This is a genomic window from Mycolicibacterium setense, from assembly GCF_000805385.1.
In the GTDB taxonomy this organism is placed as follows: domain Bacteria; phylum Actinomycetota; class Actinomycetes; order Mycobacteriales; family Mycobacteriaceae; genus Mycobacterium; species Mycobacterium setense.
In genome coordinates this window covers 66,279-81,124 of the sequence record NZ_JTJW01000005.1, presented here as the reverse complement: position 1 = coordinate 81,124, position 14,846 = coordinate 66,279, and the positions used below count along the sequence as shown (strand labels likewise).

General features: G+C 66.2%; 13 protein-coding genes and 1 tRNA gene. 4 read left to right on the top strand and 10 right to left on the bottom strand.

The genetic code is table 11. The features are described from left to right. Positions 1 to 21: 21 nt before the first annotated feature. On the top strand, positions 22 to 1,950 hold the full coding sequence (locus QQ25_RS30940) for a DUF7159 family protein (protein WP_039377955.1): 1,929 nt from the start codon (positions 22 to 24) through the stop codon (positions 1,948 to 1,950). Positions 1,951 to 1,969: 19 nt separating this feature from the next. Here QQ25_RS30940 and QQ25_RS06690 read toward each other — a convergent pair whose 3' ends face one another. Further along, a complete protein-coding gene (locus QQ25_RS06690) occupies positions 1,970 to 2,245 on the bottom strand; it encodes a hypothetical protein (RefSeq protein WP_131546112.1) in 276 nt (91 codons plus the stop codon). A gap of 95 nt (positions 2,246 to 2,340) precedes the next feature. Here QQ25_RS06690 and QQ25_RS06685 point away from each other — a divergent pair, with 95 nt between their 5' ends. Continuing rightward, a complete protein-coding gene (locus QQ25_RS06685) occupies positions 2,341 to 2,565 on the top strand; it encodes a hypothetical protein (RefSeq protein ID WP_039377954.1) in 225 nt (74 codons plus the stop codon). Between the two features lie 58 nt (positions 2,566 to 2,623). Here the strand turns inward: QQ25_RS06685 and QQ25_RS06680 are convergent, their stop codons facing one another. From QQ25_RS06680 to hydA, 6 genes are all read right to left on the bottom strand, one after another. Beyond that, positions 2,624 to 4,009: an MFS transporter gene (locus QQ25_RS06680; RefSeq protein ID WP_082017443.1), complete on the bottom strand. Its 1,386-nt coding sequence runs from the start codon at positions 4,007 to 4,009 to the stop codon at positions 2,624 to 2,626. A gap of 130 nt (positions 4,010 to 4,139) precedes the next feature. Then, a complete protein-coding gene (locus tag QQ25_RS06675; protein WP_234711862.1) occupies positions 4,140 to 5,276 on the bottom strand; it encodes a PucR family transcriptional regulator in 1,137 nt (378 codons plus the stop codon). Continuing rightward, entirely contained in the window at positions 5,254 to 6,036 is a 783-nt protein-coding gene (locus tag QQ25_RS06670; protein WP_234711861.1) for a maleate cis-trans isomerase family protein, read from the bottom strand. Before QQ25_RS06670 ends, QQ25_RS06675 begins: the two co-directional genes overlap by 23 nt. Beyond that, positions 6,026 to 6,814: an SDR family NAD(P)-dependent oxidoreductase gene (locus QQ25_RS06665; RefSeq protein WP_039377953.1), complete on the bottom strand. Its 789-nt coding sequence runs from the start codon at positions 6,812 to 6,814 to the stop codon at positions 6,026 to 6,028. The genes QQ25_RS06670 and QQ25_RS06665 overlap by 11 nt, the downstream gene beginning before the upstream one ends. A gap of 32 nt (positions 6,815 to 6,846) precedes the next feature. Next, complete coding sequence (locus QQ25_RS06660; RefSeq protein ID WP_039314942.1) at positions 6,847 to 8,169, bottom strand: M20 family metallo-hydrolase; 1,323 nt, start codon at positions 8,167 to 8,169, stop codon at positions 6,847 to 6,849. A 73-nt stretch (positions 8,170 to 8,242) separates the two neighbouring features. Continuing rightward, positions 8,243 to 9,661 carry a dihydropyrimidinase gene (hydA, locus tag QQ25_RS06655; RefSeq protein ID WP_039377952.1) on the bottom strand — a complete coding sequence of 473 codons (1,419 nt, stop codon included), beginning with the start codon at positions 9,659 to 9,661 and terminating at the stop codon, positions 8,243 to 8,245. Positions 9,662 to 9,869: 208 nt separating this feature from the next. Here hydA and QQ25_RS06650 point away from each other — a divergent pair, with 208 nt between their 5' ends. Then, positions 9,870 to 11,012: an RsbRD N-terminal domain-containing protein gene (locus tag QQ25_RS06650; RefSeq protein WP_234711860.1), complete on the top strand. Its 1,143-nt coding sequence runs from the start codon at positions 9,870 to 9,872 to the stop codon at positions 11,010 to 11,012. On the opposite strand, the gene QQ25_RS06645 is transcribed toward QQ25_RS06650, so the two are convergent. Together QQ25_RS06645 and QQ25_RS06635 are read right to left on the bottom strand one after the other, a co-directional pair. Beyond that, entirely contained in the window at positions 11,013 to 12,221 is a 1,209-nt protein-coding gene (locus tag QQ25_RS06645; protein ID WP_039377951.1) for an RtcB family protein, read from the bottom strand. It lies immediately after the preceding gene. A gap of 515 nt (positions 12,222 to 12,736) precedes the next feature. Further along, positions 12,737 to 12,819 (bottom strand) — tRNA-Tyr (locus tag QQ25_RS06635). A 110-nt stretch (positions 12,820 to 12,929) separates the two neighbouring features. Here QQ25_RS06635 and QQ25_RS06630 point away from each other — a divergent pair. Further along, positions 12,930 to 13,421 (top strand): YajQ family cyclic di-GMP-binding protein, encoded by a 492-nt coding sequence (locus tag QQ25_RS06630; protein WP_029110587.1) that lies wholly within the window; start codon positions 12,930 to 12,932, stop codon positions 13,419 to 13,421. An 85-nt stretch (positions 13,422 to 13,506) separates the two neighbouring features. Here the strand turns inward: QQ25_RS06630 and QQ25_RS06625 are convergent, their stop codons facing one another. After that, a complete protein-coding gene (locus tag QQ25_RS06625) occupies positions 13,507 to 14,838 on the bottom strand; it encodes an LLM class flavin-dependent oxidoreductase (RefSeq protein WP_039377949.1) in 1,332 nt (443 codons plus the stop codon). Positions 14,839 to 14,846 lie beyond the last annotated feature (8 nt).

The window sequence follows — 14,846 nt, the reverse complement described above, 5'->3', positions numbered from 1 at the left end:
GTGAAGGCAAGGAGTGCAGCCGTGGACGTAGTCCTCGGGGTGGCGGTCACCGGGCGTGTGGCGCGCTTGGCGATGATCGGTTCGCCCGCGAGTGGCGGCCAAGTTCTGGATCAGTACGCGCTCGACCTGCCCGACGACCTGGTGGCCGAGATGTCAGAGCTCGCCGAGACCATCATCGGTACCTACCGCGCGGTGACCGAATCGGGTAACCAGGTTGCCGCGACCCGACTGTGCGTGCCCGACGATTCGGCCGCCGACACGTTGCGCCAGACCGTGCTCGACGCCGGAGTACCGAACGTCGAGGTGGTGACCGAAGCCGAGGCCGCCGCGGCCCTGGCGCGCAGCGTCGGTGCCGACGCCGCACTGCTGCTCGCCGACGACGACACCGTGTCGCTGACGACGGTCGGAGACCACACCGCGGCACCCGCGCCGACATTGACGACGTTGGCCACCATGCCGATCGGCAACGCCGGGCCCGCCGCCGCGTGCGCGGCGGTGTTACAGCGAGTGCCCGCCGAGCAGGCCCCCGGACGTGTGCTGTTGGTCGGACAACGCCTCGACCTTGATTCCGTTGCGGCAGAGCTTCGTTCGACCGCACCGGTCGAGGTGGCGCCGGACGCCGGCTACGCGATCGCCCGCGGTGCGGCGCAACTGATCGGTGATCTCGCGCCGGCCAGTGCCTCCACTCAGATGGCCCCCGTCGTCGGTGTGCCACAGGATCCAACCCAGATGGCACCCGCATCGGCGGAGGCCACTCAAATGGCGCCCGCCGCAGCCGATGCCACGCAGCTGGCGCCGGCCGCCGCTGAGGCCACACAGATGGCACCCGCCCGCGCGGACGGCGCGGTGGGCCCGGATCTGGCGTATTCGCAGGAGCCCGGGGATGAGCCATGGGCCGACGAGATGCCGATGGACGCGGTCAACGAGTTCGTCCCCGAACAGGACGACGACCCCGACTACACGACCGTGATCGCCCCGCCACCGCCCCGGATGCTGCTGATGGGCAGCGCCCTGGCCTTCGTGGTGGTGAGCTTCGCCACGCTGGCCACCGCGGTCGCGATCAATGTCCGGCCCGCCGCCGACGTGCGTGCACAGCCTGCGCCCACGCAGCAGGCCCAAACCATCCCGGGCAACTACCTTCCGCCGGTCCCCCACGAACCGGATCCGGTGGCGCTGCCCGTCGCGGTGCTGACCCCGCCGCCCGCCGCTCCCGCCGCGCCCAAGGTGCGCTCTGGCACCGGCAACCAACAGGTCAACCAGGCCCCTCAGGTGGTGCCCCCGGCGGCACCGCCGGCCGTGCCGGCGTCCCCACCCGTCCAGGTCCCACCGGCGCCGGTCCCGGTGCCCGTCCCGATCCCGTTGCCCGTTCCGATCCCGCTGCCGCCGGTCGTGTGGCCGACGGTGCCGACATGGGTGCCGACAACCCCGCCGACCACCACGGTGCCGCCGACCACCACGAAACCGCCCACGACAACGACAGCCCCACCGACCACGACAACGGCACCACCCACCACAACCACCGCACCACCGACCACGACAACGGCACCACCCACCACAACCACCGCACCGCCGACCACGACCGCACCACCCACGACCACCGCACCGCCCACCACAACGGCGCCACCCACGACCGCACCACCCACCACCACGGCGCCGCCGACCACCACCGTGGCACCGACATACACGTCCACCGAAGCGTCCGCGCCGACCATCGAGGCACCGGCCCACACCGCGCCGGCCTACACGCCGCCGGTCGAACAGCCCGCGACGCAGGCTCCGGTGACAACGCAGTACCCGTCGGGCGGTGGTTCTCCGTTCGGTGGCGGATCGTCGTCGAGTGAGGGTGGATCGTCCAGCGGCGGACTCTTCGGTCGCGGTGGCGGTTCGAGCAGCGACAGCGGCGGAAGCTATGGCGGCTCACCGGTGACCACGGTGCCCGGCAGCCCGTAGCCGGTTGGCCCGCCGCCGCTCAGTAGTCGTGATTCGGGCAGGTGACGTCGACGTAGACCGTGACGAACGTCGTCGGGCCGGGCTCCTGATCGGCGGGATTGTTGATGCCGGTGACCCAGCATTCCGACAGCGGCTTGGTGTCGAACCCGGTGGTCCAGTTGATGTGAACGGTGTAGCCCTGCGATTCCAGGTCCCTGATCACGTCGTCGGCACCGGCGGACGCCACGGGTGCTGCCACGACCGACACGACGACCTCCACCAGCAGTGCGCCGCACAGAATCGAAGTCCGAGTCATGTGTCCATCATCCGCTCGCGAGCGGGAAAGCCTGGTGCACTTGAACGACAACTACCGTGGAACGTGAACTCCGATGACCCGAAAGGAACGCCGTAGTGGCCAAGAAACGCTGGAACGACCTGTCCCCCAAGTCCAAGACGGTCGTGATCGCGGCGGCTGCGGTGGACGCCGGGCTGCGTGCCTGGGCTCTGCGTGATCTCGCCGGCCGCGAACCAGGCCGGATCAACGGGCCGAAATGGTTGTGGGGTGGCGCACTTGGGCTGCTGACCACCTCGGGCGTGCTGCCCGTGGTGTATCTGGTGGCCGGGCGCAGGTCCTGAATCGGCCCGTTGCCTGCCATATCCGGGCCAGGCAACGGCCGATCCGCGTCCCTGGGGACTACCTGGTGCCCACCACGGTCTGGCCGAGCTGAGCCGCGGGACCGGTGGCTCCGCCCTCATCGAGCAGATTATCGAGGTTGCGCTTCGACGTTTCCGGCGCGAAGTAGGCGGCGATCAGCGTCAGCACCGACGACGCCGAGATGTAGATCGCGACCGAGGTCACCGAACCGGTGGTGTCGAGCAGCGAGGACGCGATCAGCGGTGCGAAACCGCCACCGACGACGCCGATGAGCATGTACCCCAGCGAGACGCCGGTGTAGCGGTAGCTGGTGTCGAACAGCTCAGCGATGAAAGCCGCGAGAACGCCGTACATCGCGCCTTGAAACACCATCGCGACCGACACCGACAGCACCATGAGCCCGAAGTTGCCGGTACCCATCAGCGGGTACACCGCGAAGGCCCACACCGCCATCCCGATGGCTCCGATGAAGAACGGAATGCGGCGTCCGATCCGGTCGCTGAGGCGGCCGAAGTACAGGATGGACAAGAGTTGCACGACGGCGCCGACCGCGACGGCGTTGAGGACGGTTGCCTTCGAGATGTCGGTGTGCTGTGTCACGTAGGACAACGAGAACACGTTGATGACGAAGTAGGCGACCTGCTGGCCGAGCCCGAGCAGCACGACGAGCAGGATCATCTTCGGTGCGTGGCGCAGAACCTGCAGGATCGGAGCCTTGACCTCTTCGTCCTTGATTTGCTGCTGATTTCGGAGGAACACCGTCGATTCGATGATCTTCACCCGAATCAGCAGGCCCACCAACACCAGTGGCGCACTGAGCAAGAACGGAATGCGCCAGCCCCACGTCATGAACTGTTCTTCGGTCATCAGCGCGCTCACGGCTGCCAGAGTGGCCGTGGCCAGGAGGAAGCCCATCGGTGAGGCGGACTGCATCCAGCTGCCGGCTCTGCCGCGGCTGTCCACGGATTCGTCCTGCTCCACCACCATCAGCACGGCACCGCCCCATTCTCCACCGAGGCCGATGCCTTGAATCAGGCGACACAGCACCAGCAGGATGGGCGCCCAGATACCGATCGAGTCGTAGGTGGGCAGCAACCCGATGGCCACTGTTGCCACACCCATCATCATGATGGTCGCGATCAGGGCCGCCTTGCGTCCGACCCGATCGCCGATGTGCCCGAACAAGATTCCACCGACGGGGCGGGCCGCGAACCCGACGCCGAAAGTGGCGAGCGCCAACAGGGTGCCTGCAGCGGGATCCACGTCGGGGAAGAAGATCTTGCCGAAGGCCAGGGCGGCGACGGCTCCGTAGATGTTGAAGTCGTACCACTCGATCGTGGTGCCGACCATACTCGCGACGATCGTGCGCCGACGACGCGATTTCGCGGCAGTGTCAGTGGCTGCAGCAGGAACTGAAGGATTCATATGGACCTCTGGTAGGTGCTGGTGATAGCGAAAATGCTAGGGCGGCAATATGGCTGCACCCATAGTCGCGGTGCAACGTGATCCAGCTCATGCAATGTGCGTCTGCACAATTGCGGATTCGAGCGCCGAATCATGACCGCAGCAGGCACAACTGCACCATGGCTTGCGCCCGAGGCGTCCGAAGGCTGATCCCGGTGACTTCCTCGAACCGTCGGATTCGGTTGAGGACGGTGTTGCGGTGACAGTAGAGCGTGGCCGCCGTGGTGGAGACCGACCCGCTCTCGGCGAACACCAGCACCGTTTCCACGAGGAGATCGCGATCGTTCATGGCGGCCAACGGCACTTCCACATAGCTGCGAAGATCCTCGATCACGGCACACAATTGCGAGAGGGACAACTGCGCCCAGGAACGACGCAGAGTCGTGGCTTCCAAGCCCAACCGCGTGAGCATCCGCACCGTCGTCGCCGCACGAAAGGCGTTCGGCAACTGAATGGTTCGCGGCGCCACCGCTCCTGTCACTCCAGCCAGCAGATCGGCCGCCAGCGCCTCGTCATCGGGCCAACGACTGTGCGCGGAGAGCAGGATCAGCGTGACGCCCTTGCTGGCGTGGTCCAACGCGACAACGTCGAGACCCGCCAGTCGCCGGGTCACCGTCGAGGTCGCCGCTTCGGCGTTGAGGCCAACGACCCAGTAGCACGCGGTCTCGTCGAGACCGAGTACCTCGGCGGCACGGTGCACCAGGCCGGGACTCGGTTCATCGGAGAGCAGGTCGGAAAGACTCTGCTGTTGTTCGATGATGTCGGCGCGCGCCATCTGCAACCGCTGATCCAGGTAGCCCCGCTGGATCGCGCCGGCGAAATCGTCGACCACGGTCCAGAGTTGACCGACATGCATTGCCAGCACCTCCATGTCGGTGTCATCGGCCAGACGCAACAACGCCGACCACGCCACGAGGAAATCGTTTCGGACCGCCGCGCTCAGATTTTCCAGCGCGATACCCTGCCGGGCCCGCAACGCCCCGACTTGCGCCGGGAATGCCATCAGCTCGGCGGACAGCGGCCTGGCCAACAGACACCCGAGAAGGTAGCGAAACGCGTTGCGGGCACTGTCTTTCAGATCGCGCTCGTCGGGAACCCCGTCGTAATACCGCGCGCCTCCGTCGATACGTTCCAGATACTCGGCCGCGAGCTGGTCATCGATACCGGCAAGCTTCTCGAGCAGGATCTGCCACCGCCCGTCAGCTTCACGGTTCGGCAAGGGAGCCACTGGTCAACCCGAGAGCTCCGGCCAGGTCGGGTCCCCACCGTGGGTCCACCGGCTCTGCTCCCACCATCGCCAGGCACGCAGCGAGCGTGACCGCCACCGAATCCAGTACCGGCACACCGAGTTCCGCCGCGACAGCCTCGACGACATCGGCGCCTTGCAGATTGGTGCACACGTAGGCGATCGCATCCGGCGCACTGCGCGCCACCTGCCGGCTGGGACCCAGCAACTCCTCGGGCCGGATCCGGGCGATGTCGGTGGTCTCGGACAGCCCGAAGCCGTAGGAAGCGGTCACCGTGATGCCCTCCTCCCGGTAGCACTCGCCGATCCTGGCGTTCATGTCGTCGGGGTACGGGGTGACCAGACCGACGTTGCGAGCGCCCAACGCACCCAACGCCGTCAGGCACGCCTGGGTGCTCGTGAGTGCCCGCACGCCCGTCATGGTGGTGATGGCTTCGGTGATCGCGTGGTCGTGGGCGGCGCCCAGCCACGAACCCGCGGTCCCGTTCCAGGCGATCACGTCGACGTTCGCGGTGGCCAGCAAGACAGCCGCCGCTTCCATTCCGGCCGTGTCGAACTGGGCGTCAGAAGTGCCGTCGAGCCCGACCCGGGAGACCGGGATACGGGTGAAGTGCACACTGACATCGGCCCGCTCACCCAGCATCCGGTACGTGGTGGGCTCCAGGCAGGTGTTGGACGACGGCACGATCATCCCGATGCGTGCGAACCGTGTCGCCGGGGCGCGCGAATGATCAGACGGCACGGGTGATTCCACCGTCATTCGTGATGGTGGTCCCGTTCAGATACGCCGCCCGCGGCGAGGCCAGGAACACGATCGAATAGGCGATATCGCGGGCACTGGGGATGTAGGACAGCGGCAGGTTCTCCAGGTAGCGCTCCTCGGCCTCTTCGGGTGTGCAGCCCCAGTCCTTGGCGTTGGCTGCGAACTGCTTGACCAGCCGCGCAGTCCGGACCGGGCCCGGACACACCGTGTTGATCATCACGCCTTGCGCGCCGACCTGCAGCGACAACGACTTGCTGAAGTTCAGGATCGCTGCGTTGGCGGCCGCTCCGGGCATGTGGTACTCCAGCGCCTGCTTGCCGGAATTACCCGCGACATTGACGATGCGCCCGTTGCCGTTCTTGAGCAGGTGCGGCAATGCAGCCCGGGTCATGCGGATGAATCCGAACAACTTCAGGTTGATGTCGGCGACCCACTGTTCGTCGGTGAGATCGCCGAAACCACCGAAAGACGATGCGCCGGCATTGTTGATCAAGATGTCCAGGCCGCCGAGTTCATCGACGGCGTTGGCGACCACCGAATCGAACACCGTCTTGTCGCTCAGATCGGCCGCCACGGACACGGCTTTGACGCCGGTGTTTGCCGAGATCGAGGTGCAGGCTTCGTTGAGCGCGTCGGCGCGACGGGCCACCAGCGCCACGTCGGCACCTTCCTCGGCCAGCAACTCCGCCGTGGCCAGTCCGATGCCGTCGCTGGCACCGGAGATCAATGCCCGCATGCCTTGCAGTCCCAGGTCCATGTTGGTCTCCTATTCGTGGTTGCGGTTCCGGGTCACCGGACACCGTTGGCGGTGGCTGAGTCCAAAGCGCCGTCGAGCATGCGCGCCAGCGTCTCGGTGAGGAGATCCACGCCGGTGCAAAGATCTTCGTCCGAGGTGAATTCGGCCTCGGCGTGCGAGATGCCTTCCACACTCGGGACGAACAACATCACCGACGGGACGATCTCCTTCATGTTGGTCGAGTCGTGGCCGGCGCGAGTCTGCACCAGCATGCTCGACATTCCGAGGTCGTCGGCGACCGTGCGGGCCAGCTCCACCCCTTCCGGCTGGTAGTGGTGGCCGGGCCAGACGTGAGCCTTGCGGTGCTCGACCTTCACCTTGGCTCGGATCTCGGCCTCGGCGATGCGCTTTCGCAGCGCGGCGTCGGCGGCGGCGAGCAACTCGTCGTTGTCAGAACGCAGATCCAAATGCATGTGGACCTCGCGCGGTACGACCACCGGAGAGTTGGGCAGCACGGTCAACTGTCCACAGCTGGTGTGCAGTTCCTCGCCGAACTCATCGGCGATGTCACGTAGCGCCACCACGATCAGCGCCGCACCCAGCAACGCATCCTGGCGGTCGTCGATGGCGGTCGCGCCGGTGTGCCCCTGGGCGCCAATGACATTCAACTCATACTTGTTGGCGGCCCAGGTACGGTCCACCAACCCGATGGAGACGTTGTGCTTCTCCAGTTCGCGGCCCTGCTCGATATGGATCTCGGCGTAGGCGGCCAGGCGCCGGGTGACATCCCCGTCGGGGAACACATCAGTCTTGCCGATGCTGTTGATGGCGGTCAGGGCATCCCGGACGGTGACGCCGTCCTGGTCGGTGATGTTGAGCGTGTCCTCCAGACCTGCGGCGCCGGTGAACACCGCACTGCCCATCAGGGACGGCTTGAACCGCGAGCCTTCCTCGTTGAACCAGTCCACGACGGCGACGTTGTACATCGGCGTCACACCGGACTCAGCGGCCTGACGGCGGATCCGGTCGGCGGCGGTCGCACCGGCGAACACGCCGTAGGCGCCGTCGAACTTGCCTCCGCGAGGCTGGCTGTCCAGATGCGATCCGACCAGGACATAGGGTGCGCCCGGCTGAAACTCCAGCAGCCCGAACAGGTTTCCGACGCGGTCCACTTCCACGGTGAAGCCACGTTGCGTCAGCCACCGCGAGAACCACTCCCGCATCTGCCCGTCCTCGGCGGTGGCCGCCTGACGTTCCACACCGCCGGCCGGAGTCGCGCCGATGGCTGCCAGTTCGGCCCAGGAGTCCAGGAATTCGCGGTCGCGGCCGGCGTCGAGACGGATGCGCAGGCCGGTGTTGCTCTGTTGTGCGGTCAAGATTGTCCTCCAGGCACGTTGAGTGAACGTCGCGACTGCGGCGACGCTTGAGCTGATGTCGGGGTCGATCGGGTCAGATCAGGTATTGGGACAGACCGCGTTTGAGATAGCTGCCGTGCCCTTTTCGCCCCAGGTACCGTCCACGGTCGACGACGACCGTTCCGCGGGACATCACGGTCTGCACACCGCCGTCGATCTCGAAGCCCTCCCAGGTGGAGTGGTCGAGATTCGAGTGGTGGGTCTTGTCGAAGCCGATCGAGGTGTGCGCCATGGGGTCATAGATCACGACGTCGGCGTCGGCGCCCGGGGAGATGATGCCCTTGCGCGGGTACAGCCCGAACATCCGCGCCGGGGTGGTCGCACACACGTCGACCCAGCGCTCCAGGCTGAGGTTGCCGTTGACCACACCCTGGTACATCAGGTCGATGCGATGTTCGACCCCGGCCATCCCGTTGGGAATCTTGGAGAAGTCGTCGACGCCCATCTCCTTCTGTCCCTTGAAACAGAACGGGCAGTGGTCGGTGGACACCGTGGCCACGTCACCGGTGCGGATGTAGCGCCACAGTTCGTCCTGATGACGCTCCTCGCGGGACCGCAACGGCGTCGAACACACCCACTTCGCGCCCTCGAAACCGGCGGCGCCCAGCTGCTCCTCCAACGACAGGTAGAGGTACTGCGGGCAGGTCTCGGCGAAGACATTGGCACCGCGGCCGCGAGCGGTGGCGATCTGCTCCATGGCCTGCTTGGCCGAAACGTGGACCACATACAGCGGCGCGCCGGTGACCTTCGCCAGCATGATCGCGCGGTGGGTGGCCTCCTCTTCCAGCTCCCATGGCCTCGACACCCCGTGGTAGTAGGGCGAGGTTTCGCCGCGTTCGATGTGCTGGGCCACCAGCTGGTCGATCGCGATGCCGTTCTCGGCGTGCATCATCGTCAACGCGCCGTTGCTCGCGCACTGCTGCATGGCCCGCAAGATCTGCCCGTCGTCGGAGTAGTACACCCCCGGGTAGGCCATGAACAGCTTGAAGCTCGTCACGCCCTCGGCGACCAGCTCGTCCATCGCCTTGAGGGCATCGGAGTCCACACCGCCGAGGATCTGGTGGAAGCCGTAGTCGATCGCGCAGTTGCCCGCGGCCTTCGTGTGCCAGGCCGCCAGGGTGTCCTGGACCCTCTCACCCTGCCGCTGGATCGCGAAGTCGATGATCGTGGTGGTGCCGCCGTGGGCGGCCGCGCGGGTGCCGGTCTCGAAAGTGTCGGAGGCGACGGTGCCGCCGAACGGCATCTCCATGTGCGTGTGGGCGTCCACGCCGCCCGGGATCACGTACTTACCCGACGCATCCAGCACGCGGTCGAAAGCCTGGTCCGGATCGCCGAAGGGCGCCAGCTCCGGATCGACCAGCGCAGCGATGCGCTCGCCGTCGATGAGCACGTCGAGCGCCTGACGACCGGTGGGGGATACGACGGTGCCGCCGCGGATGTACGTCGTGGTCATGGCAAGAGATCGTATGGCCGCCAACGTGATCCAGCCCATAGCCGCCGTGCAACGCATTGGCCCGCGCAAATTGTGCACACGCACATTCACGGGCGGTATCAACCCGGGCTTCCTGCCTCGAATTGGGCACAGCGTCTGAAGTCCTGCCGGAAACAGATCAGATCGCTCACCCTACAAACCGCCCTGGACTGCAGTAGCCTGCCCGATCATGCGCAATCTGTCCGGCCGCCGCGAAGACACCCGGCTGCGCTGGCGCTGGCTGCTTCAGCAGCTCGACAACCTGGATGACGACCTCGCCGCCGAATACCTGACGCAGATCGACCGGGGTGCGCGGTTCTACGACAGCGTCCCCGAAGAAGACGACCTGCTCGGCGCTGCGCGCCTCGCGTTTCGCTACCTGCTGTCGGCTCTGCTGGAACGACCGATGAGTGCCGAGCTGGCCGAGTTTCCCGCAGCGGTCGGGGCCTTGCGAGCCACCCAGGGCATCGCGCTGGAGAACCTCACCGCGGCGGTACGCACCGACTTCCTCGTCGCGTGGTCGGCGTTGCTGAAACTGGCCGGTGACGACGACATGGACGTACTGGCGCTGCACGTCGACGTGCTCTGGCAGGCCGTCGACGACTTCGCGATCAGAGTGCAGCGCGGCTATCTGGACCAGCGGCTGTCGATGGCGAGGACCAGCACCCTTGAGCAACAACACAGCTTGTCCGAACTGTTCTCCGGAGAGCCCGCCCCGACCACCGTCCGGCGCGCCGCCCAGATCCTGGGCCTCGACGATTCAGCCACCTACTGGGTGATCGGGACCCCCGGCGAGGAGGCCGGACGTGCGGTCACCCGGCGACTTCTCGCTCGACACCTGCCGTCGCAGGACTACGTCGACCACGGGGTGGCCCTGATCCTGGTGGCAGCCGATGGCCGCTGGACCGACGACGAGTCGGTGGTCGCCGACCTGCTGCCCGGCCTCGAAGGAGCCGTCGCACCCAGGTCGGTACCACTGTCAGACGTACACCGGGCCGCCACGATCGTCCGGATGCTGGTCGATCTGGACCTCAAGGCCACCACCCTGCGCCGGTCCTGGGCCCAGCTGTCGATAACCCAGCTGTCACAGGTGATCGAGGACCTGCGTGGATACGTTCTCGGCCCGCTCCACGACGTTCACGACTGCGAGCTGATCGTCGAGACGATCCAGGTGTTCGCCGGGAGCGGTTCCGTTTCCGACACCGCCTCGACGCTCTACTGCCACCGCAACACCGTGATGAACCGGATCCGCCGGTTCGAGGAGGCCACCGGCATCAGCTTGCGCAGCCCACGCTCATTGGCGATGGTCCAGTTGTGCCTGCTGCCGGCCTAGCTACGTCCCCTTGACGTTGAGCACCTGACGCAACTCGTGCTCGATGTCGACGAGGTCGGCCGCGTCAGCCATCACGACATCGATGTCCTTGTAGGCATCGGGGATCTCGTCGATCCACTCTTCGCCGTGGCGGTACTCGATGCCCTGCATCCGCTGCGCGAGATCATCGGCGGTGAAACGACGACGGGCCTCGTTACGCGAGAACCTCCGCCCGGCTCCGTGCGGAGCTGAGCACAGGCCGGCCGGGTTGCCCTTGCCACGCACCACATAGGAACGGGTTCCCATGCTGCCGGGGATCAATCCCATGACCCCTGTGTGAGCGTCGATCGCGCCCTTACGGGTCAGCCACACGTCACGGCCGCCGTGGCGTTCCTTGCGGGTGTAGTTGTGGTGGCAGTTCAGCCGCTCGACCTCGAAATCGCCCGCGGTCTTCGGCTGGTCCAACCGGCCGTAGCCCATCCACGCGGCGAACACCCACATGTAGCGGTCCATCATCTCGGCGCGGTTCTCGAAAGCGAACCGCTGCGCCCAGTTGAGTTCCCGCAGATAGTCGGTGAACTCCGGGGTGCTCTGAGGCAGGTAGGCCAGGTCCGGGTTGGGCAGCTCGATCCACCACCGCTTCATGAGCTTCTGGGCGACCTTGATGTGCTTCTGCGCGATCTTGTTTCCCACACCGCGGGAACCGGAATGCAGGAACAGCCACACCCGATCGGCCTGGTCCAGGCACAGTTCGATGAAGTGGTTGCCGCCGCCGAGGGAACCGAGCTGCTCACGCCACTTGGGTGAGTGCGCAAGGTCGACCCCGCCGTCGCGGGCCAAATGTTCGAGGTCGGCGATGCGGCCCGCCGTGAACGGGAACCGGGCGAGTGTGTCGTTGTAATTGCCCGGCGACAGCGGAATCGCCGTCTCGATCGCGGTACGCAGGGCGGCCAGGTCGCGTCCCCGAAGATCGGTGGCGGTGAATTCCGTGCGGGCGGCGATCATCCCGCACCCGATGTCGACGCCGACGGCGGCCGGAATCACGGCGTCGATGGTCGGGATCACCGTGCCGACGGCTGACCCCTTGCCGCTGTGGGCGTCCGGCATCAGTGCGATATGGGGATGCACAAACGGCATCGAGGCGGTCTGCTTCGCCTGCTCGATGGTGTTGTCGTCGATGTGGCTGGCGAAGTTCACCAGCCTGAGGTCGGCGACGCGCTGCGCGGTCATGCCATCGATTCTCCCGGCGCTGTCGAGAGGTTTGTTTACGCCGCCGAGCCGCCGGGCATTCACCTGGCCGGTGGGTTGGCAGATTCGCCCTGCGTAGAGACGGATTCACCGGCTTGCCGGGGAGTGCTGCGTGACGCAACACGTGCGCCAGATTTGACGGAAAGCGGTACTGCCGCGCCAGAATAGAGAGCGAATCGCGTAGGCATAGTCGGCACCGGGGGTCCGATGAAACTTGGGTGGTATGTGTTCATGCACCGCCCCGACGGTGGTGTGATGCCGATAGCCGGGTTTTGGCGCAAACGCACTGCGCTGCGGTGGGCCGAGGCGCATGCGAAACCCGACGAGCACCTTGAGGTCCATCGTTTCAGCTGGTGGTCACCCGAGGCGGCGGGCCGGCGAACGTCAGTCGACCCGGCCGGCGAATCCCACGGCCGCGACGACGGTCGATAAGCGCCAACCTCGGCGGTGAGCCCACAAAACCAAACAGGCCCCCTCGAAAGGGGGCCTGACTTGGGTGGCAGATGCAGGATTCGAACCTGCGTAGGCGTAAGCCGACGGATTTACAGTCCGCTCCCATTGGCCGCTCGGGCAATCTGCCTTGGTGGTGCGCCGCCCCGTTTCCGGTTTGGTGCGACTAGCAGGGTACAACGAGGATGTACCCAAGTTACAAACCGGCAGCATTTACCGAGGGAAGAGGAGGGGCGTCCAATGGCGGATTCCAGCTTCGACGTCGTCAGCAAGGTCGACCGCCAGGAGGTCGATAACGCGCTCAACCAGGCCGCCAAGGAACTGTCCACTCGGTTCGACTTCCGTGGCACCGACACGAGCATCGCCTGGAAGGGCGAAGAGGTGATCGAACTCACCTCCAGCACCGAGGAGCGCGTCAAGGCCGCGATCGACGTGTTCAAGGAGAAATTGGTCCGCCGCGACATCTCGATGAAGGCCTTCGACGTCGGCGAACCTCAGGCCAGCGGCAAGACCTACAAGGTGTCCGGCGACATCAAGCAGGGCATCAGCAGCGAGCAGGCCAAGAAGATCACCAAGCTCATCCGCGACGAAGGACCCAAGGGCGTCAAGGCGCAGATCCAGGGTGACGAGATCCGGGTCAGCTCGAAGAAGCGCGACGACCTGCAGGCCGTCCAGGCACTGCTGCGGGGCGCCGACCTGGACGTGGCGCTGCAGTTCGTCAACTACCGCTGACGCAGCCTTGAGTCTGCGATGAGGGCGGTGTCTTCTCGACATTTCGCGCCCTCACCGCAGACTCGATTCGGTGCTAGTCGACCGCTCAGCTAGCGGCTGCCGCTGCGGTGAACCGGCTGGGCCGGTGCGCCAGCCCGTAGTGCCCTCGCAGCGTCGTCGCGGTGTAGTCGGTGCGGAACAGCCCGCGCCGCTGCAACAGCGGCACCACCTGCTCGACGAAGTCCTCGAGACCGCCCGGCAGATACGGCGGCATGATGTTGAAACCGTCGGCCGCACCCTCGGTGAACCACAGCTCCAAGTTGTCAGCCACCTGCTCGGCCGTGCCGGCGAAGGTCCGGTGCCCGCGCCCGCCACCGAGTTTGGCGATCAGCTGCCGCACGGTCAGCGATTCGCTGCCGGCCAGATCCTTGACCAGTTGATAGCGACTCTTGTTGCCGTTGATCTGCTCGATGGGCGGCAGGGTGGGCAACGGCGCGTCGAGCGGGTGGGCGGTCAGATCCACGCCGAGCATCTGCGACAGTTGCCGCAGCGAGTACTCCGGTGAGATCAGGTCGGTGAACTGCTGCTCCAGTTCGTGCGCGGCTTCCTCGGTGGGGCCGATGAACGGCACGATGCCGGGCAGGATCTTCACCTCGTCGGCGCTGCGGCCGAACTTCACCGCGCGTGCTTTCACGTCGCGATAGAACGCCTTGCCGTCGGACACCGAACGCTGCGCGGTGAAGATCGCCTCGGCATACCGCGCGGCGAAATCCCTACCGGACTCCGAGGACCCGGCCTGCACCAGCAGCGGACGCCCCTGCACCGAACGCGGTGTGTTCAACGGGCCGCGCACCGTGAAGTGCTCGCCGTGGTGGTCGATGCGGTGCACCCGGTCCGGATCGGCGAAGATGCCGGTGGGCTCGTCGAGGACGAGCGCATCGTCTTCCCAGCTGTCCCACAATGCCGTTGCCACATCGACGAATTCAGCGGCCCGCCGATAGCGGCCGGCATGGTCGGGGATGCCCTCGACGCCGAAGTTGGCCGCCTCGTCCTCACCGGCCGAGGTGACGATGTTCCACCCGGCGCGGCCGCCGCTGATGTGATCCAGCGAGGCGAAGCTGCGCGCCATCGTGTAGGGCTCGATGTAACCGGTGGTCGCGGTGGCGATCAGGCCGACATGCTCGGTGACCAACGCCATCGCGGTCAGCAGCGTGATCGGCTCGAAGATCGCCTGCGTGTTGTGTTTCACCCGCGGCCCCACCGCCAGCCCGTCGGCGAAGAACACCGAATCGAGCTTGCCGCGCTCGGCCAACTGGGCCAGACGCTGGAAGTGCTTGACGTCGGTGAGGTTTCGCACGTCGGTGCGCCCGTGCCGCCACGCTGCCTCGTGGTGGCCGACCCCCATCAGAAATGCGTTCAGATGCAGTTGGCGTGGCAATGGTTCCC

Excerpts from the sequence above, each read along its gene's own strand:
- QQ25_RS06690 (WP_131546112.1), bottom strand. The coding sequence starts at position 2,245 with ATGACTCGGACTTCGATTCTGTGCGGCGCACTGCTGGTGGAGGTCGTC.
- QQ25_RS06680 (WP_082017443.1), bottom strand. The coding sequence starts at position 4,009 with ATGAATCCTTCAGTTCCTGCTGCAGCCACTGACACTGCCGCGAAATCG.
- QQ25_RS06665 (WP_039377953.1), bottom strand. The coding sequence starts at position 6,814 with ATGGACCTGGGACTGCAAGGCATGCGGGCATTGATCTCCGGTGCCAGC.
- hydA (WP_039377952.1), bottom strand. The coding sequence starts at position 9,661 with ATGACCACGACGTACATCCGCGGCGGCACCGTCGTATCCCCCACCGGT.
- QQ25_RS06650 (WP_234711860.1), top strand. The coding sequence starts at position 9,870 with ATGCGCAATCTGTCCGGCCGCCGCGAAGACACCCGGCTGCGCTGGCGC.
- QQ25_RS06645 (WP_039377951.1), bottom strand. The coding sequence starts at position 12,221 with ATGACCGCGCAGCGCGTCGCCGACCTCAGGCTGGTGAACTTCGCCAGC.
- QQ25_RS06630 (WP_029110587.1), top strand. The coding sequence starts at position 12,930 with ATGGCGGATTCCAGCTTCGACGTCGTCAGCAAGGTCGACCGCCAGGAG.